At 68.9% G+C, this 18,928-nt stretch carries 16 protein-coding genes and 1 tRNA gene; 12 read left to right on the top strand and 5 right to left on the bottom strand.

Annotated features, from left to right (window positions below):
- Positions 1 to 643 (top strand): tachylectin-related carbohydrate-binding protein (locus EQG76_RS00320; protein ID WP_200840445.1); only part of this gene is annotated, 643 nt, incomplete at its 5' end.
- A gap of 51 nt (positions 644 to 694) precedes the next feature.
- Here the strand turns inward: EQG76_RS00320 and EQG76_RS00315 are convergent.
- The 5 genes from EQG76_RS00315 to EQG76_RS00295 all read right to left on the bottom strand — a co-directional run bounded on the left by EQG76_RS00315 (position 695) and on the right by EQG76_RS00295 (position 9,887).
- Positions 695 to 2,065, bottom strand: coding sequence for an OmpP1/FadL family transporter (locus EQG76_RS00315; RefSeq protein ID WP_159709557.1), 1,371 nt, complete (start codon positions 2,063 to 2,065; stop codon positions 695 to 697).
- A 119-nt stretch (positions 2,066 to 2,184) separates the two neighbouring features.
- Positions 2,185 to 2,724, bottom strand: a complete 540-nt coding sequence (locus EQG76_RS00310) for a hypothetical protein (protein WP_159709555.1) — start codon at positions 2,722 to 2,724, stop codon at positions 2,185 to 2,187.
- On the bottom strand, positions 2,717 to 7,270 hold the full coding sequence (gene gltB, locus EQG76_RS00305; protein WP_159709553.1) for a glutamate synthase large subunit: 4,554 nt from the start codon (positions 7,268 to 7,270) through the stop codon (positions 2,717 to 2,719). Before gltB ends, EQG76_RS00310 begins: the two co-directional genes overlap by 8 nt.
- A gap of 12 nt (positions 7,271 to 7,282) precedes the next feature.
- Positions 7,283 to 8,737, bottom strand: a complete 1,455-nt coding sequence (locus EQG76_RS00300) for an NAD(P)-dependent oxidoreductase (protein ID WP_159709551.1) — start codon at positions 8,735 to 8,737, stop codon at positions 7,283 to 7,285.
- 202 nt (positions 8,738 to 8,939) lie between these two features.
- Positions 8,940 to 9,887 carry a complex I NDUFA9 subunit family protein gene (locus EQG76_RS00295; protein ID WP_159709549.1) on the bottom strand — a complete coding sequence of 316 codons (948 nt, stop codon included), beginning with the start codon at positions 9,885 to 9,887 and terminating at the stop codon, positions 8,940 to 8,942.
- A gap of 209 nt (positions 9,888 to 10,096) precedes the next feature.
- On the opposite strand from EQG76_RS00295, the gene EQG76_RS00290 reads away from it, so the two are divergent.
- From EQG76_RS00290 to EQG76_RS00240, 11 genes are all read left to right on the top strand, one after another.
- Positions 10,097 to 10,183 (top strand) — tRNA-Leu (locus tag EQG76_RS00290).
- 79 nt (positions 10,184 to 10,262) lie between these two features.
- Positions 10,263 to 10,874 (top strand): ribonuclease D, encoded by a 612-nt coding sequence (locus EQG76_RS00285; protein ID WP_159709565.1) that lies wholly within the window; start codon positions 10,263 to 10,265, stop codon positions 10,872 to 10,874.
- Between the two features lie 20 nt (positions 10,875 to 10,894).
- On the top strand, positions 10,895 to 11,938 hold the full coding sequence (locus EQG76_RS00280) for a KpsF/GutQ family sugar-phosphate isomerase (protein ID WP_331463700.1): 1,044 nt from the start codon (positions 10,895 to 10,897) through the stop codon (positions 11,936 to 11,938).
- A gap of 4 nt (positions 11,939 to 11,942) precedes the next feature.
- Positions 11,943 to 12,629: an LPS export ABC transporter periplasmic protein LptC gene (gene lptC / locus EQG76_RS00275; protein WP_159709547.1), complete on the top strand. Its 687-nt coding sequence runs from the start codon at positions 11,943 to 11,945 to the stop codon at positions 12,627 to 12,629.
- Complete coding sequence (gene lptA / locus EQG76_RS00270) at positions 12,629 to 13,189, top strand: lipopolysaccharide transport periplasmic protein LptA (protein WP_159709545.1); 561 nt, start codon at positions 12,629 to 12,631, stop codon at positions 13,187 to 13,189. The genes lptC and lptA overlap by 1 nt, the downstream gene beginning before the upstream one ends.
- A 47-nt stretch (positions 13,190 to 13,236) precedes the next feature.
- On the top strand, positions 13,237 to 13,989 hold the full coding sequence (gene lptB, locus EQG76_RS00265) for an LPS export ABC transporter ATP-binding protein (RefSeq protein WP_235031132.1): 753 nt from the start codon (positions 13,237 to 13,239) through the stop codon (positions 13,987 to 13,989).
- Between the two features lie 100 nt (positions 13,990 to 14,089).
- Positions 14,090 to 15,550, top strand: coding sequence for an RNA polymerase factor sigma-54 (gene rpoN, locus EQG76_RS00260; protein WP_159709543.1), 1,461 nt, complete (start codon positions 14,090 to 14,092; stop codon positions 15,548 to 15,550).
- A 29-nt stretch (positions 15,551 to 15,579) separates the two neighbouring features.
- A complete protein-coding gene (locus EQG76_RS00255; RefSeq protein ID WP_159709541.1) occupies positions 15,580 to 15,984 on the top strand; it encodes an HPr kinase/phosphorylase in 405 nt (134 codons plus the stop codon).
- A complete protein-coding gene (gene rapZ / locus EQG76_RS00250; RefSeq protein WP_235031131.1) occupies positions 15,981 to 16,868 on the top strand; it encodes an RNase adapter RapZ in 888 nt (295 codons plus the stop codon). The genes EQG76_RS00255 and rapZ overlap by 4 nt, the downstream gene beginning before the upstream one ends.
- Positions 16,865 to 17,272: a PTS sugar transporter subunit IIA gene (locus tag EQG76_RS00245; RefSeq protein ID WP_159709539.1), complete on the top strand. Its 408-nt coding sequence runs from the start codon at positions 16,865 to 16,867 to the stop codon at positions 17,270 to 17,272. Before rapZ ends, EQG76_RS00245 begins: the two co-directional genes overlap by 4 nt.
- 24 nt (positions 17,273 to 17,296) lie before the next feature.
- A complete protein-coding gene (locus EQG76_RS00240) occupies positions 17,297 to 17,569 on the top strand; it encodes an HPr family phosphocarrier protein (protein ID WP_159709537.1) in 273 nt (90 codons plus the stop codon).
- The last annotated feature ends 1,359 nt before the right edge of the window (positions 17,570 to 18,928 follow it).

Here is an 18,928-nt window from a genome sequence, read left to right as displayed (position 1 = left end):
GATCTACGCGATCAAGCCCAATGGCGACCTGATGTGGTACGGGCATGACGGCTTCTTCGAGGGGAACCGGACCTGGCGCGGCCCGGTGCAGGTGGGCAATGGCTGGAATGGCTTCCAGCATGTCTTTCCGGGCGGAGAATACGTCGTGTACGGGGTCCAGCCCGATGGCCGACTGCTGTGGTACCGGCATGATGGCGCCCCCCATGGCGGCAACGTGACGACCTGGTCCGGCCCGCGCGAGGTCGCCACCGGCTTCGGCGGCTACCAGACGGTGATGTCGGGTGGCGGCGGCCTGATCTATGGCATCCGGCCGGATGGCGCGCTGATCCTGCACGATCATCGCGGCCATGCTGACGGCACCGCCGACTGGGCACCGGCCGAGCAGATCGGCACGGGCTGGCAGCACTTCCGGGCAGTGGTCGCTTGCCCGGACGGGGTATTCCTCGCCTTCACCACGAACGGGACCATCCTTTGGTACCGCTATGGCGACCGCCCGGTGCAGTTCGCCGTCGTCGGCGGTCGCCGTGTGCCCATCTCGCTGCCAGGCAAGCGCTGGGAGGGCCCGGTGGAGATCCGGCGGCGCGTACCAGGCCTGTTGCAGGCCTTTGCCAGCCTCGCGGCTCCGTTCCGGGGCCCGAACTAGGAGTGGTCACAAGGGCGCCCCGGGGGAAACGGCTGCTCTCGGGCCCTCGCCTCAGAACGCGACTCGTGCCGCCACCGCGATGATGTTGATCTGGCTTTCGTAGTTGGCCGAGAGATTGCCGCGCGTGGCGTTGCCGGCACCACCGGCGGTCAGGTCGACCTCGGTGTCTTCCAAGAAGATGTGGGAATAGCCGAGGTCGAAGGTCCAGTCCTGCCAGGGCGCCCAGGAGACCCCGGCCGAGAGCCAGTAGCGGTCGGCGTCCGGGATGCGCGGCGTGCGGTCGTCGTTGGGCACCGGCGACTGGTCGAACGCGGCACCGGCCCGCAGCGTCCATTGCTCGTTCAGCCGGTAGGCGGCACCCACGGAGGCGAACCAGGTGTCGCTCCAGTTCTGGGTGGTGGCGCTCGCTGCCTGGGCCGGGTTGTCGAAGTCGATGCGCAGTTCGTCGAACTGCGACCAGTCGGTCCACTGGAGGTCGGCCAACAGGGTCAGGTCGCTGCCGACCACCTGGGAGAAGCCGAGCGAGACGGTGGTGGGGGTGGTGAGCGACGCCCTGGCGCCGCCGTCCACGAACTGGCCGGTGGCGGCGGAGATGATGGCACCCATGCCGGACGTCCCCAGGTCGAAATCGGCATCGCCCTTGAGCGACTGGCTGATCTGCGAGCGGTAGGAGACGCCCAGCCGAGTGCCCGCCACCGGCTCGGCAATGGCACCCAGCACCACGCCGAAGCCGATATCGTCGCCCTCCACCTTGGCCTTGCCGTCCTGCGCGCCGGGCACTGGGGTGATCGGTAGGTTCGCACCGGTGCGCTGCTCGAGCACGGCGCCGATCGTGCCGAAATCCACGGCATTGGTCAGCTCGGCATGGATGTACTGCGCGCTGATCCCGCCGCCCAGGGTCAGCCAGGAGACCGGCCGGTAGGCAATAGTCGGCGTGGCGTTCACCGAGAACAGCTTCGACTTGACCGCATGGTAGCGGCCTACCCAGTCCTCGTCATACTTGGAGCCGAGGCCGTAGGGAGCATTCACCGCGAGGCCCAGCGTCCAGCGCTCGTCCAGCGGGTAGGCGCCATAGAGTGCCGGCACGCCCACATCGGGGAACACGTCGCTCTGGCGGTTGCGCCCGCCGATCGGCGTACCCAGCACCGTCGAGGCCGAGGACGACACCAGCTCCGCGTCCGGCACCACCAGGGTGATGTGCTGCTCGATCGTGGGCGCAGTCGCGAAGCCCAGGGCCGCCGGGTTGAAGAACATCGCCGACAGGCCGCCCTCGCCCGCGGTCATGCCGGCGAACGAGCTGCCCTGGCCGACCGCACTCTGCTCGCGGATCGCGTAGCCGGAAGCCCGAGCCTGCTCGGCAGCGAGGGGAACAAGATGGAGGGCACAAGTGCCGAGCAACATCCAGCGAAGCAAACGCGACATCTGTGCCTGGCCCTGTATCTGTGTTCTCAGGCCAGATGATTTTTTTGGTAATCTACTGTCAATAAATGTTCCGGCCCGGTCGGGCACTGCTCACGACACCGTGGCGGAGATGCGACGCCTCAGGCCAGGTGGGCGAACCGCACTGCCTGGCGCCGGATCAACTCGGCCACCGCGCCCGGATCGTGGATGGCCTGGAAGACCGGCCGGCGCTGGCGGGCGACGCCCTCGATCGCGGCCGGGAAGTAGTCGCGCCGGCGCAGCAGGAGGTCGCCGGTCTCGGCACCGGCTATCTGGCGGAGCTGGAGCTTCAGCGCAGTGACGGGATAAGGCTGCACCGGCTGTAGCCGTGCCGGATCGATGATCAGCACCCGCTTGTTGGTGACGGCGTAAAGGATGCCGGGTGCCGCCCGCGCCGCCCGCCAGGGCAGAGTCAGCGCGTTCGCGCCGAACGCCGCCACCAGCACCGCGAGCGGCAGCGCCTCGGTCCGCCAGGCGATCCACAGCGCGATCAGCACCAGGGCCAGCCCGCCCGGGCGCCATTTGCGCTCCATCCTGACCAGGGCCAAGGGATCGGGACGGCCCGTCCACAGGACCCGCTCGTCCCCCTCCAACGAGCGGAGGAGGATCCGCTCCGCCGCCTCTGCCGGCCGGTCAGGCAAGCAGTGCCGCCTGCTCGACCGCAGCGTCCCGGGTGACCGGCACGGCCAACTTGTCCAGCATCTCCTTGGGCACGACCTGCCAGAACCGGCCGAGCTCGACCGGGTAGTCGTGCAGGATCTGCTTGCCGAGGGGGCTGCCGGTGGCGGCCACATGCTCGCGGATCAGGGCGTGCAGCAATTCGGCATAATGGTCGACCTCGACCCGCTGCCAGATCACCATCTCGCCGTTGATCCGGGTCTCCAGGAGGTTGTCCGGATCGTAGACGAACGCCATGCCGCCCGACATGCCGGCCGCGAAATTGTCGCCGGTGGGACCCAGGATCACCGCGGTGCCGCCGGTCATGTACTCGCAGCCATTGTCGCCGACACCTTCCACCACGGTGACCGCACCGGAGTTGCGCACCGCGAAGCGCTCGCCGGCCTTGCCCGAGGCGAACAGCTTGCCGGCCGTGGCGCCATAAAGGCAGGTGTTGCCGATGATGACGTTCTGGTGCGGGACGAGCGGCGAGGAGACCAGCGGCCGGACCACGATCGTGCCACCGGACAGGCCCTTGCCGACATAATCGTTGGCGTCGCCGAACACTTCCAGCTTCAGGCCCTGTACGGCGAACGCACCCAGCGACTGGCCCGCCGAGCCGCGCAGCCGCACGGTGATGTGACCTTCGGGCAGCCGCGCCATGCCGTACTTGCGAGTGATGTGCGCGGACAGCCTGGTGCCCACCGCGCGATGCACGTTCCGCACATTGTACTGGAGCTGCATCTTCTCGCCGTCTTCCAGCAACGGGCGGGCGTCCTTGACCATCCGTGCGTCCAGCGTGTCCGGCACCTCGTTGCGGCCCTCCACCACGCAGTAGCGCGGGTGCGGACCGGGATCGACATTGGCCAGGATCGGGTTGAGGTCGAGGTCGTCCAGGTCGATCGAGCCGCGGCTGACCTGGCGGAGCAGGTCGGTCCGGCCGATCGCCTCGTTGAGCGAGCGCAGCCCCAGCGAGGCCAGGACCTCGCGCGTGTCCTCAGCGATGAAGCTCATCAGGTTGACGATGTGCTCGGGCCTGCCCTCGTACTTGGCACGCAGGTCGTCGCGCTGGGTGCACACGCCGACCGGGCAGGTGTTGGAGTGGCACTGCCGGACCAGGATGCAGCCGACCGCCACCAGCGATAGCGTGCCGATGCCGTATTCCTCGGCACCCAGCATGGCGGCGATTACCACGTCGCGGCCGGTCTTGATCCCGCCATCGGTACGCAGCGTGACGCGGTGGCGCAGCCGGTTGAGCGTGAGCAGCTGGTTGGTCTCGGACAGGCCCATCTCCCAGGGCGTGCCGGCATACTTGATCGAGGTCTGCGGCGAGGCGCCGGTGCCGCCGACATTGCCCGAGATCAGGATCACGTCGGCCTTGGCCTTGGCGACGCCGGCCGCGATCGTACCGATGCCGGCCTCCGAAACCAGCTTCACGCAGACCTTGGCGTCCGGGTTGATCTGCTTCAGGTCGTAGATGAGCTGGGCCAGATCCTCGATCGAGTAGATGTCGTGGTGCGGCGGCGGTGAGATCAGGGTCACGCCAGGCGTGGCGTGGCGCAGCCGCGCGATCTCGACCGTCACCTTGAAGCCCGGCAGCTGACCGCCCTCGCCGGGCTTCGCACCCTGGGCAACCTTGATCTCCAGCTCCTTGGCGGCGTTCAGGTATTCCGCCGTGACGCCGAACCGGCCGGACGCCACCTGCTTGATCGGCGAGTTGGCATTGTCGCCGTTGGGCCTGGGGGTGAACCGCTCCTTGCCCTCGCCGCCCTCGCCGGAATCGGCCTTCGCACCGATCCGGTTCATGGCGATCGTCAGGGTCTCGTGCGCCTCGGGCGAAAGGGCACCCAGCGACATCCCGGGGGTCACGAAGCGCTTGCGGATCTCGGTGATGCTCTCGACCTCGTCCAGCGGGATCGGCTGGGCCTTGGGCGCGAAGGCGAGCAGGTCGCGGATCGCCATCGGCTCGTGGTCGTGCAGCATCTCGGTAAAGCGCTTGTAGGCCGAGTAGCTGTCGGTCTGGACCGCGTGCTGGAGCTGATGGATCGCCTTGCCTTCCAGCGCATGCGGCTCGCCGCCGCGCCGGTAGCGGTAGAAGCCGCCGATCGGCAGCACGGCCGCGCCCTCGCCAAAGGCGCGCTCATGCATCTCCAGGATGCGCTTGCTGATGCCGGCCAGGCCGATGCCGGAGATGCGCGACACCATGCCCGGCAGGTATTCGCGGCACAGCGAGCGCGACAGGCCGATCGCCTCGAAATTGCACCCGCCCCGGTAGCTCGACACGATCGAGATGCCCATCTTGGACATGATCTTGAGCAGGCCTTGATTAATCGCCTCCTTGAAGCGCGCGAGGCACTCCTGCAGCGTCAGGCCGGGGAACAGGTTGCGGGCATGGCGGTCGGCGATCGCCGCCTCGGTGAGGTACGCGTTCACCGCGGTAGCACCCACGCCGATCAGCACGGCGAAGCAGTGCGTGTCCATGCACTCGCCCGAGCGCACGGTGATCGAGGAGAAGGCGCGCAGCTTCTGGCCGACCAGATGGCTATGCACGGCGCCCACGGCCAGGATCATCGGCAGCGGCGCCCGCTCCGGCCCCACGTCCTCGTCGGTGAGGAGCAGGTTCTCGGCCCCGCCACGCACCGCGTCCTCGGCCTCGTGGCGGATCCGCTCCAGCGCCAGCTTCAGCGACTCCGAGCCGTCCGCCGGGAAGGTGCAGTCGATCCGGCGCATGCGCTTTTGGAAATGCTCCTCCAGCGCCAGCAGCTCGGTCGTGGTGATGACCGGGCTCTCGAGCTGCAGGATCGAGGTCTGGCTCGGGTCCTCGTCATAGACGTTGCCGAGATTGCCGAAGCGGGTCTTCAGGCTCATCACCCGCCACTCGCGCAACGGGTCGATCGGCGGGTTGGTGACTTGAGCGAACTGCTGGCGGAAGAAGTGGTGCAGGCCGCGATAGCGCTTGGACAGCACGGCCACCGGGCTGTGGTCGCCCATCGAGCCCAGGGCTTCCTTGCCGTCCTGGACCATGGGCGCCAGGATCAGCTCCAGGTCCTCCACGCTCACGCCGAACTGGGCTTGGCGGTGGCGCAGCTCGTCGCGGGGGAAGCTCGCCGGCTGGAAGTCGCGCGCGGCGGCCAGATCCTCCAGGCTGCGGATGTTCTCCACCCACTTGGAATAAGGCTTGAGGCCGGCCAGCCAGTCCTTCAGCTCGTCATCGCGGAAGAAGCGCCCGCTGGTGAGGTCGACGCCGATGGTCTCCCCCGGCCCCACCCGGCCCTTCTCGACGATGCTGCCCTCGTCCAGCGGCACCATGCCGGCTTCCGAGCCCACCACCAGCAGGCCGTCGGAGGTGCGGGCGTAGCGCATCGGGCGCAGGCCGTTGCGGTCCATGCCGGCGATCGCCCAGCGGCTGTCCGCGGCGACCAGGGCTGCCGGCCCGTCCCAGGGCTCCATCACGCAGTTGCAGTAGTTGAACAGGTCGGCATGGGCCTGGGGCATGACGATCCGGTTCGACCAGGCCGGCGGCACCAGCAAGGTCTTGACCAGCGGCAGGGCCCGCCCGGCCCGGATCAGCGCCTCGACCACCGCGTCCAGCGCCGCACTGTCCGAGGAGCCGGCCTGGATCAGCGGCTTCACGTCCTCGTTGAACTCGCCGAAGACCTCGGCCTCCATCCGAGTCTCGTGGCTCTTCATCCAGTTGGTGTTGCCCCGCAGCGTGTTGATCTCGCCGTTATGGGCGAGCGTGCGGAACGGCTGGGCGAGCCGCCAAGCAGGCCAGGTATTGGTCGAGTAGCGCTGGTGGAAGATCGCGAAGGTCGAGACGAACTGCTCGTCCTGCAGGTCCGGGTAGAAGACCGAGAGGGCCTCGGCGAGGAACAGTCCCTTGTAGATGATCGAGCGGCAGGAGAGCGAGCAGATGTAGAACTCGGCGATGTGCGCCGCCTGGACCTGCTTCTCAATCCGCCGGCGGATGATGTAGAGGTCGCGCTCGAACCGGTCGGCGTCGATCGCCGGATCGGGGTTGCCGACGATGATCTGCTCGATCTCCGGCCGGGTCGCCTGGGCCTTATCGCCCAGGACCGAAGTGTCGACCGGGACCTGGCGCCAGCCGCGGATCTGGTAGCCGCCGCGGATGATCTCGCTTTCCACGATCGAGCGGCAGGTCTCCTGGGCACTAAAATCGTTGCGCGGCAGGAACACCATGCCCACGCCCAGGCGCTCGTCCACGTCGATGCCGGCATCGGTGACGTAGCGTCGGAAGAAGGCGTCGGGGATCTGGACATGGATGCCCGCACCGTCACCAGTCTTGCCGTCGGCGTCGACCGCACCGCGGTGCCAGACCGCCTTGAGCGCCTCGATCGCCTTGGTCACCACCTCGCGGCGCGGCTTGCCGTCGATCGCGGCCACCATGCCGACACCGCATGAGGAATGCTCGTCCTCGGCCGCATACATGCCGCGCTCGAGCAGGGCCGCGCGGTTCTCGCGGTAGGCCTGGACGAACTCCGCCCCGCTCTCCATGGGAAGCTGGCTCATGATCGTTGTCCCTCAGGCGGCCGTGGCGAGCGCGTCGTGCTCGGCCGTGCGGTTCAGGAGATAGCGGTGCATCGCGGCCGCGGCGTCGCGACCGTCCCGGACCCCCCAGACCACTAGGGAGGCGCCGCGCACGATGTCGCCACCGGCGAACACGCCTTCCAGGTTGGTCTGCATGGTGCTCCAGTCGATCGTGATGGTGCCCCAGCGGGAGACCTTGAGCTCCGGCTCACCGAACATGGCGAGATGATCCTCCGGATCAAAGCCCAGGGCGGCGATCACCAGGTCGGCGGGCAGCCGGAAGCCGGAGTTCGGCACCTGCTCCGGCGACTGGCGCCCGGTGGAGTCGGGCGCGCCCAGCCGCATGCGGACGGCGCGCACCGCCTCGACCCGCGCCTCGCCGACAAAGGCCTCGGGTGCGGAGAGCCAGACGAACTCCACGCCCTCCTCCTCGGCATGCTTCACCTCGCGCATCGAGCCCGGCATGTTCTCCTTGTCGCGCCGGTAGAGGCATTTCACCGAGAGTGCGCCTTGGCGGATCGCGGTGCGCACGCAGTCCATGGCGGTGTCACCGCCGCCCACCACGACCACGTGCTTGCCGGCGGCGTTCAGGCTGCCGTCATCGAACGCCGCCACCTCGTCGCCCAGGCTCTTGCGATTGGACGCGGTCAGATAGTGCAACGCCGGGACGACTCCCGGCAGGCCCACGCCCGGCACCTGCAGGGCGCGCGCCTTGTAGACACCGGTGCCAATGAAGACGGCGTCGTGGCGGGCGCGCAATTCAGCGAAGCTCGGCTGCCCGGGCGCGCCCACGTCGCAACCGAGGTGGAACCGCACCCCCGCCTCCTCGAGCAGCCTCGTGCGGCGGACCACGACCTCCTTTTCCAGCTTGAAGCCGGGGATGCCGTACATCAGCAGTCCACCCGCCCGGTCGTAGCGGTCGTAGACATCTACCTGCCAGCCCTTGCGGCGCAGCTCGAAGGCGGCGGAATAGCCGGCGGGCCCGGCGCCGATGATGGCGACGCTGCCGTTCCGCTCACGCAGCGGCACGGGCGGCTTGACCCAGCCCATCTCGAAGGCGGTGTCGTTGATGTAGCGCTCGACCGTGCCGATCGTGACCGAGTTGAAGCCCTTCTCGATTACGCAGTTGCCCTCGCACAGCCGGTCCTGCGGGCAGATCCGGCCGCAGATCTCCGGCATGGCGCTGGTGGCGGAGCTCAGTTCGTAGGCCTCCTCGAGCCGGCCCTCCGCGGTCATGCGCAGCCAGTCGGGGATGTTGTTGTGCAGGGGGCAGTGGATCTGACAGAACGGGATGCCGCACTGCTCGCAGCGCGACGCCTGCTCGGCCGCACGCTCCGGTCGGAAGCGGTCATAGATTTCGCCGAAATCCTGGACCCGCTCCTCGACGCTGCGCTTGTGCGGCAGGGTCTGCGGCACGGCAACGAACTGCATCATCTTCGAGGCGGCCATCGCCCTGTCCTTCGCGCACGACTTGCAAAAGCCGCGGCACGCGGGACGTGCCGCCTTGGAAGCGTCCTAAACACGAAGGATGGGCAGGTAAAGTTCAGTCCATCGATTCAGTCCCGATACGGGACTTGTTTCTCCCAGGTTTCCTAACTCGATCGTCTTGCACGGTCACCCAATTGAGCAGCTTCTGAGATATAGTCCCGGGTTAGGACGGCTGTGCTGGGATGGTTCGAACCTGTGATCGGGCGAACAGCTGGAGGTAGGGCGGTCCCGCGACTTCCAGCGGCGTCGGGGGAACGCCGAGTTCCGCCAAGCCTGGCAGATCCGGGTTCGCTACGTTGTCGCTGCGCAACTGCACCACCTGGTCGACGGTGAGCGGCGGTGTCGGCAGGTGCTGCAGGATCCGCCCCAAAAACTCGGCCACGCCGAACGGAACGTTGACGATCCGCCGGTTGCGGCCCAGCACCCGCAGCAGCCAGACCAGGATCTCCCGAAAGCTCAGCACTTCCGGTCCGCCTAGCTCGTAGATGGCGCCGGGCCGGGCCTGGCCTGCCAGTGCTGCGACGATCGCCCGGGCGACATCGCCGACATAGACCGGCTGGAACCGGGTGCGCCCGCCGCCGATTGCCGGCAGGAACGGCAGGGTAGCCGACATCGCCGCGAACCGGTTGAGGAACTGGTCCTCGGGCCCGAACACCACGGACGGCCGCAGGATCACTGCATCCGGCCGTGCCTGGCGCAGGCCCTGCTCGCCCGCGGCCTTGGTGCGGGCATAGATGCTGCGCGAACCCGAATCGGCCCCGATCGCCGAGATCTGGACGAGCCTGGCGCCGGCAGGCGCCAAGCGGCCGATCCGCTCGGGCAGCTGCGCATGGAGCCGCTGGAAATCGCCGGCGCGACGCTCGTGGAGGATGCCCACCAGGTTCACCACCGCGTCGGCGCCGGAAAGCGCACGGGCCAGCTGCTCGTCCTGGCCGAGATCGGTCGGGATCGGCGTCACCTGCCCGACCTCGCCCAGCGGCTTGAGCACCAGGGCCCGCTCCGGATTGCGGCAGAGCACGCGGACCTGCACCTCCTCCGCGCAGAGCTGCCGGATCAGGTGCCGGCCGATGAAGCCGGTCCCACCCGTCACCGCGACCACCATGCCGCGCATCCCTGCCCTCCTTCGCCCATCGCCCCGACTGGAGCTGATCTAGTCCCGCGCCGATCGGCTGGCAAACGCGCCCGGCCGTGGCCGCGGTCGACAGCTCCGGGAGGCTGCCTTGCCGGCGCGACGGTCCCGCGGCGCGGATTTACAGGAAAGCGCACCGGCACCCGTTGACGGCCGTCACGAACTCGCCTACTTCCCGGCCCGCACCGAGTGCCCAGGTGGCGGAATTGGTAGACGCACTAGCTTCAGGTGCTAGCGCTCGCAAGGGCGTGGAGGTTCGAGTCCTCTCCTGGGCACCACTCACTCCGGCGTTCACGGATCGTTTACCATCTAGGGTCTAGGGTGCTTCCCAGGGCCGAAGGATCGGAAACGGTGCGTATGGATTTCCAGCTTCATCAGGGCGACCTGCCGCCCGACTTTGTCGCCGACGGGCCGGTGGCGCTGGACACTGAGACGATGGGGCTGCAGCCGCACCGCGACCGGCTCTGCCTGGTGCAGCTCGCCAAGGCCAATGGCGAGATCCATCTGGTGCGCTTTGCCGACCGCAACTACGCGGCGCCGCGCTTGAGCGCGCTCTTGGCCAATCCCGATGTCCTCAAGATCTTCCATTTCGCACGCTTCGACGTGGCCGTGCTCCGGCATTTTCTGGGCGTGGCGGCAGCACCGCTCTGGTGCACCAAGATCGCGTCGAAGCTGGTGCGCACCTATACCGACCGCCACGGCCTGAAGGACCTGAGCCGCGAGCTGCTGGGCGTGGAGCTGCAGAAGCAGGAGCAGAGCTCGGACTGGGGGAACGACCAGTTGAGCGAGGCGCAGTTGCGCTATGCCGCCAGCGACGTCGTGCATCTCCACCGCCTGAAGGAGCGGCTGGAGGCGATGCTGCGCCGGGAGGACCGCCTCCATCTGGCAGAGGCCTGCTTCGGCTTCCTGCCCACCCGCGCCCAACTGGACCTCGCCGGATTCGCCGACCAGGACATCCTCGCCCACTGAACCGGCCAGCGGAGCCGCTCATGCCGTCCAAGGCCATGGCCGCCACCATCGTCCCAGCGCAAGGCCAGCCCGGAGCCGGCCCGGTCGGCACGGATATGGCCGGTGCCGCCGCGGCCGCCGACCTGGCGGCCGCCCGCGAGGTACTCGCCACCGAGGCCCGGGCACTCCAGGACCTGGCTGGCACACTGGGGCGCGACTTCGTGGCGGCCTGTGACCTGCTCCAGCGCGCGACCGGCCGGGTGGTGGTCACCGGCATGGGCAAGAGCGGCCACGTGGCGGCGAAGATCGCCGCCACCCTCGCCTCGACCGGAACCCCTGCCCAGTTCGTCCACCCGGCCGAAGCCGCCCATGGCGATCTCGGCATGATCACCACCCAGGACGCGGTGCTGGCGCTGTCCAACTCCGGAGAGACCCCGGAACTGCACGCGATCCTGGTGCATGCCCGCCGGTTCGGCATCCCGCTCGCGGCCATGGTCGGCCGGGCACCCAGCACGCTCGCCGGCAGCGCCGACGTGGCCCTGGTCCTGCCGGCGGTGGTCGAGGCCTGCCCGCTGGGCTTGGCGCCCACCACCTCGACCACCGCCATGCTGGCACTGGGCGATGCGCTGGCCGTGGTCCTGCTCGGCCGGCGCGGCTTCTCCAGCCATGCCTTCGCCGAACTGCATCCGGGCGGCAAGCTCGGCGCCCGGCTGGTGCGCGTGCGCCAGCTGATGCACGAGGGGGCGGACCTGCCGCTCGTCCCGGTCGGCACCCGCATGGCCGACGCCCTGCTGGTGATGACCGAAAAGCGGCTTGGTTGCGTCGGCGTGGTCGACGACGACGGCCGGCTGGTCGGCATCGTCACCGACGGCGATCTGCGCCGTAACATGGCGCCCGACCTGCTGGGCCGCTCCGTGGAGGCGCTGATGACCAGCCGGGCGCGGACCATTTCCCCCGACGCGCTGGCGGTGGAGGCCGTGCGCACGATGAATGCCGCTGCGATCACGGTGCTGTTCGTGGTGGTGGAAGGCCGCCCGGTAGGTGCGATCCACCTGCACGACTGTCTCAAGGCCGGGGTGGCCTGAGCACGTGGTCGAGGCTCCCGCAACCGCCCCGGTCGAGCCGGCCCCGGACAAGGGCAGCGCCGCCGGACCGGGCGCGCCGCCCAGGCGGCCCCGCCGCCGCTTCGTCGGCCTGATGCGGCTGGTGCTGCCCGGCATCGCGATCGGCCTGATCGTGCTGGTGATCGCCTGGCCCAAGATCTTTGGCGACGTTGCCGGGATGATCGCACCGTCCGGCCTGTTCGAGGGCATCTCGATCACCGAGCCCATGCGCATGCGCCAGCCGCGCTATGTCGGTGCCGACAGCGAGGGCGGGCGGCCCTATGTGGTCGAGGCCGACGAGGCGCAGATCGACCCCAAGGCGCCGGACCGGATCGCGCTTTCCCGCATGCGTGCCAGGATGGAGAGCCTGGACGGCGGGCTGACCCGGCTGGAGTCTCAGGACGCGCTCTATCAGCGCGATATTGAACGACTGGACCTTGCCCGCGACGTCAAGCTCTATACGCCGGACGGCATGGAGTTCACGACCGAGCAGGCGACCATCCTCCTGGACGAGCGCCGCGCGGCGGGCGAGCGGCCGGTCCATGGGACCGGGGCCAGGGGAACGATCGACGCGGATGGCTTCGCCATCGAGGAAGGGGGCGACGTGATCCGGTTTCAGGGCAATGTGCGGGTCGTGCTGACGCAGGACCGGGCCGAGGGAGAGGCTCCTTGATGAGGCATCGGGCAGCAGCGGCATTCGCGCTGATCGCCTGCCTACCGGCGGCCATCGCGGCAGCGCAGGAAAGCAACGGCCTGGCTGGCCACGATTCCCGCCAGCCGATCGAGATCACCTCGGACACGCTCACCGTGGAGCAGCCAAAGCAGCTCGCCACGTTTGCCGGCAATGTCGATGCGGTGCAGGGCGACATGAAGCTGCGTGCCGACCGACTGCTGGTGCACTACGCCCGCAACGAGGCGGCGGAGGGCGGATCCGGCGCAGGCGGCGGGGCCGATCCGGCCGACAACTCGATCCGGATGATCGAGGCGTTCGGCAAAGTGGTGATCACCTCGCCCGCGGAGAGTGCACAGGGCGATGCCGGGGTCTATGACGTGGTGGCCGGCACGATGCAGCTGACCGGGGACGTGGTCCTGACTCGCGGCGAGAACGTGATCCGTGGCAACCGGCTGGACATGGACCTGAACACCGGCCTGTCGACCGTGTCGGGCGGCAAGCGCAGCGAGCGGGTCCGCGCCGTGTTCACGCCCGAGAACGGGGGCAGCGAGCAGCCGTGAGCCTGGTGTCGCCCGACCTCCTGCCAGCCCAGCAGCGCCACGAGCAGGTGCAGGCCGCCGCACCCCGCGGTGCCGCAGTCTCCGAGCTGTCGGCCTTCAAGATCGGCAAGCAGTATGGTGGCCGCACGGTGCTGCGCGACGTCAGCCTGCGGGTCGGCCGGGGCGAGGCGGTAGGTCTCCTGGGGCCGAACGGCGCCGGCAAGACCACCTCGTTCTACATCCTGACCGGCCTGATCTCGCCGGACTACGGTCAGGTCGTGCTGGACGGCGCGGACGTCACCGACCTGCCGATGTTCCGCCGCGCCCGCCTAGGCGTGGGCTACCTGGCCCAGGAGGCCTCGGTGTTCCGGGGCCTCAGCGTCGAGAACAATCTGCGCGCGGTGCTGGAGCTGGTGGAGCCCAGCCGGCTTCGCCGCGAGGAGATGCTCGACGAGTTGCTGGCCGAGTTCGGGCTCAGCCATCTGCGCCGCGCTCCGGCGCTCGGCCTGTCCGGCGGCGAGCGACGGCGCGTCGAGATCGCCCGCGCCCTCGCGTCGCGGCCGGGCTTCATGCTCCTGGACGAGCCGCTGGCCGGCATCGACCCGATCAACGTGGCCGAGATCCGCAGCCTGGTGGCGCATCTGAAGGATCGCGGCCTGGGCGTGCTGATCACCGACCACAATGTCCGGGATACGCTGGAGATCATCGACCGTGCCTATATCCTGCACGAGGGGCGCGTGATCATGGAAGGCACGCCGAGCTCGATCGTCGCCGACGAGATGGTCCGCAAGGTCTATCTCGGCGACGATTTCGCCCTGTGAGCCACCGCGTCGTGACGGGCGGCCACGCCGTGCCGGCAGCGATGGGACGCGCCGTGCCCGCCTCCCGCGGCTGGGCGCACCCCTGCGATGGGTACGGCCGATGAATGCCGGGATGCGCCTGGAGCTGCGCCAGTCCCAGGGGCTGGTGATCACGCCGCAGCTCCAGCAGGCGATCAAGCTCCTGCAGCTGTCCAACCTCGAGCTGGACCAGTTCATCCAGCAGGAACTAACCGAGAACCCGTTCCTGACCCGCAGCGACGGCGTGGCCGACCGGCAGGGCCAGCCGGCCGGCGAGCAGGAGGCGCCGCTGGATGGCCGGGCGACCGCCGAGCCTGCCGCCGATCCGCCGGATGGCCAGGACTGGCCGCCCGAGACCGGCGAGCCCGCCGGGGCGGAGCTGGGCCCGCTCGGGCGTGAGCGCCGTTCCGGCGCCGCCGAGGACGACCTGCCCTCGCTGGAGGCCACGCTCAGCCGGCCGGTGAGCCTGCGCGAGCATCTGCTGGCCCAGGTCGCAGCCGATGCCGACGACCCCACCATCCGCTTCCTGGCCTTCGCCCTGGTCGAACGCCTGGATGGCGACGGCTACCTGCGCGAGCCGATCGAGGACCTGGCCGTGGAACTGGCCGCAGGCCGGGACGAACTCCTGCAGGCGCTGCTAATCGTGCAGAACTGCGATCCGGTGGGCGTGGGTGCCCGGGATCTGCGGGAATGCCTGGCGCTGCAGCTCAAGGAACTCGACCGGCTGGATCCGGCCATGCAGGCGCTGCTGGACCATCTGCCCGCCCTGGCCCGCGCCGACTTCGCGCTCCTGCTCCGGGTGTGCCGGGTCGACCAGGACGACCTGCAAGACATGATCACGGAGATCCGGGCGCTCAATCCCAGGCCGGGTGCCGGCTTCGACCCAGAGCCCGCACCGGTGGTCTCGCCGGACGTGCACATCTTGCCGGCCCCCGGCGGCAACTGGCGGGTCGAGGTCGACCCGCGCACCCTGCCGCGGGTGCTGGCGGATAGCGGCTATTATGCCGAGATCTGCAGCAGTGCCGAGGGCCGCAAGGCCAAGGAATATCTGTCCGAGCGCTGGCAGTCTGCCAACTGGCTGGTCAAGGCGCTCGACCAGCGCGCGCGCACCGTCCTGCGGGTCACCAAGGCGATCTTCCAGCGGCAGAAGGGCTTTCTCACCCACGGTCCGTCCCGGCTGCGCCCGCTCGTCCTGCGCGACATCGCCGAGGTGACCGGGCTGCACGAGAGCACGGTGAGCCGTGCCACCAGCGATAAATATGTCGGCACGCCGCGCGGCACCTATCCGCTGAAATATTTCTTCTCGACCGGTCTGCCATCCGCCGATGGCGAGGGCAGCGTCAGCGCCGAGGCGATCCGCCAGCGGATCCGCTTGATGATCGAGCGGGAAACGCCGGACGACGTCCTGTCCGACGACCGGCTCGTCCTGCTCCTGGAAAAGGAGGGCATGCAGGTCGCCCGCCGGACCGTTGCGAAATACCGGGAGTCGCTGGGTATCGCCTCGTCGCTGCAGCGCCGGCGCGCCAGGGCGCTGCTCCGCTGACCGGGCGCACCCTCCAGCACGGCTCCTGCGTGCAGCTCCATGGCCGGGGCGTGCTGGTGCTGGGCCCGTCGGGCAGCGGCAAGTCCAGCCTGTGCCACTCCCTGCTGGCCATGGGCGGCTGGCTGGTGGCAGACGACGCGGTCGAGCTCGCCAATGAGGGTGGGCGCCTGATTGCGGCCTGCCCTGCGTCCATCCGGGGCCAGCTCGAGCTGCGGCGGCTGGGCCTCGTCCGCCTCCCGTGCCGGCGTGCCGCAGCGGTCGACCTCGTTGCCGAGTTGACACGCAGTGTTACCATCGAGCGCTTGCCCCCTCCCGCCACCACCGGCATGCTCGGAGTCGTGCTGCCCCTGATCCACATCATGCCGGACGATCTGAACCGGGCCGGCTCGCTGGTCGCGGCATCCCTGTTCCGGCTGGTGCGTGAGGTGCCGTGAACCGGATCGTCATTGTCACCGGCATGGCTGGTGCCGGCCGGACCACCGCGCTCAAGGTCCTGGAGGACCTGGGCTTCGAGGCGGTGGACAACCTGCCGATCAACCTTCTGCGCAAGCTGGTCCAGGCACTGGACCCGCTCGAAACCGATGTCGCGATCGGCATCGACCCCCGCTCGCGCACCTTCGACGTGGATGCGCTGATGCCGCGGCTGGAGCGCCTGCGCGGCTCCGGCGTGGCCGAGGTCCGCCTCCTGTTCCTGGACTGCGACGACGAGGTGCTGCGCCGGCGCTACAGCGAGACCCGGCGCCGCCACCCGCTGGCGTTTGACCGCTCGCTGGAGGACGGGATCGCGCACGAGCGGCAGATCATGGCCCCGCTGCGCGGGCTGGCCGACCATATCGTCGATACCACGGCGCTGACGGCCGCTGACCTCAAGCGGGTCATTACCGGCCTGTTTGATCCGGCCGAAGGACAGCGCCTGGCGATCCACGTCATGTCCTTCTCGTTCCGCAACGGGCTGCCACGCGAGGCCGACCTCGTGTTCGACGTGCGCTTCCTGCGCAACCCGCATTACGACGACGTCCTGCGGCCGATGACTGGGCTGGACCGGCCGGTCCAGGACTATGTCGCGAACGACCTGGACTTCTCCTCGTTCATGGAGCGGCTGGTGAACCTGCTCTTGCCCCTGCTCCCGCGCTACCGTGCCGAGGGCAAGTCGTACCTGACCATCGCCATCGGCTGCACCGGCGGCAAGCACCGCTCGGTGTTCGTGACCGAGGCCCTGTCCGCGCGGCTGCGCGACGCGGGCTGGGCCGTGGGCACGCACCACCGTGACATCCCGCGGACCGTGGCACCGGCGGCCGTGACCGGGGGCACGCCATGATCGGCCTGGTGATCGTCACCCATGGCCATCTGGCGGATGAGTTCGTCGCGGCCATGGAGCATGTGGTGGGGCCGCAGCAGAACGTGGCGGCGATCTCGATCGAACCCGACGATGACATCGAGCGGCGTCGGGCCGACATCGTGGCGGCGGTCAAGCAGGTCGACACCGGCAGCGGGGTGATCATGCTGACCGACATGTTCGGCGGCACGCCGTCGAACCTCGCGATTTCCATCACCGACCGGCCGCAGGTCGAGGTGATCTGCGGGATCAACCTGCCGATGCTGATCAAGCTCGCCATGGTCCGTGGTACGGAAACGCTGCCGCAGGCGATCCGCAGCGCCCAGGAGGCCGGGCGCAAGTACATCCAGGTTGCCAGCCAGATACTGAGCGGCGACAAGAGCTAGGGCAGCAGCGAAGGCAGGTCGAAGGTGGAGAGCGGGCTGGCGGTGCAGGTTCGGGTGTGCAATGCGCGTGGCCTGCACGCGCGCGCCGCCGCCAAGCTGGTCCGGCTCGCCGACACGTTCGACGCCGTGGTGGTGGTCGGCAAGGACGATGCCGAGGTCACCGCCACCTCGATCCTGGGCCTGATGATGCTGGGCGCCGCAAAGGGTGCCACCCTGCGCCTGTCCGCCCGCGGCCAGGAGGCCCACCAGGCACTGGCGGCCATCGCCGAACTGATCGGGCGTGGCTTCGACGAATAGTCGAGCAGGCTGCCCGCATCGACGCGCAGGCGGCTTCCCAGCCTGACGACGCCATCCGCCGCGCCGCCTTCCGACCAACTCCATGGTCCGGCAAGTTGGCCACAACGACCCGATACTGCATGAACCGGCCTGATGGTCCAGTAGCGTACCCTGATCCTGCCGGACATCGCCCGCCGCCAGCTTTCAGATTTGGTACGAATCGCCACGGCTGTGGGCCGCTGATCCGGATCGCTGCCGTTCGGATGTGCTGAGACGGCGTGCTGCCAGCTGATCCGCCACCGCTGCGGCACCGACTGCCGCCGCTTGCGAAGGCAGGATCGCCTTGTCCGGCACTGCCAAAGGAGGCCATGCCTCGGCGTGTCTCTGCCGGCCGCCGTTGGTCCGAGTGCCGTCGGTACGTTGGTACAAACCGGTTCTTTCCGTGGCGGCACGGCCACGGGCGCATCGCCGTGGCTCAGGAAGGCTGCGGACAGTGATCTTGCTCGGCATGGCCGGCGCACGGAAGTGGCCTGAGCGGACTCGGTTCCGCACAACAAGTACCCAGACCTCTCCATCCGGCTTGGTCGCCCGATTCGGGCGAACGGGCGGTTGCTGGACCATCGATGATGGCCGGTGCCGGCCCTCTGGTGCCAGCATCCCGCCGAGATGGGCCTGAAAGGTGGGGCGGTCGCTCGGGTGTCCAACGCCATCGGCACGCTCAGGCCCCATGGACAGCCGGCCCGGGACGCCGCCAGGTTCCATCCGCACGCCCATGAACTGATGAACCGACCGCCCCTCGCGCGGCGGCACAGACATGTACCAGCAGTCCGGCGGGCTTGCGGTCGTAGCGGACCACGGCCTGCGGCAAGCGGACAGACTGCAAGTGAAGTCTGCCGGCCGCCAGCGCGCCGAATCCGATGGCCGTACCGACAGGGTTTCCGGCCAGGTTGTAGCGGTAGCGTCGCCAACGTCGTCCAGATGTGGTGGCTGCGGCACCGTGACTCGAACCATCTGATAAACACATATTGGCAGTTGCGCTGAACTCTCGGAGCAAGCGTCATTGCTTCATGGAATCAGGACCTAATGACAACTTTGCTTCTTCTTCGCAGGCGGGTCGACTTGTTGGCAAACAGCTGGACGATCTCACCGGTGGCCACAGCGGCGTCGGCCAAATCTGCTTCATGGTGGCGCTGGCCGCGCCGCAATGGGCGCCTCGAGCCCGGTAGCAGCAGCGGCGTTCTGCTTCCCGACCAGGGCCCGCGCGGGTCGGGTCGCGCCCGCATATAGTGAATGACGCCTCCGTGGCCGGCTTGACCAACCGAGACTGCGCGAAAGCCCTCCATTCGGGGTGAGCCAGGGCCATGGGGCACCGCCGCCTCG

The organism is Geminicoccus flavidas (genome assembly GCF_009806515.1).
Classification (GTDB): Bacteria; Pseudomonadota; Alphaproteobacteria; order Geminicoccales; family Geminicoccaceae; genus Geminicoccus; species Geminicoccus flavidus.
This window is presented reverse-complemented; position numbering and strand designations above follow the sequence as displayed.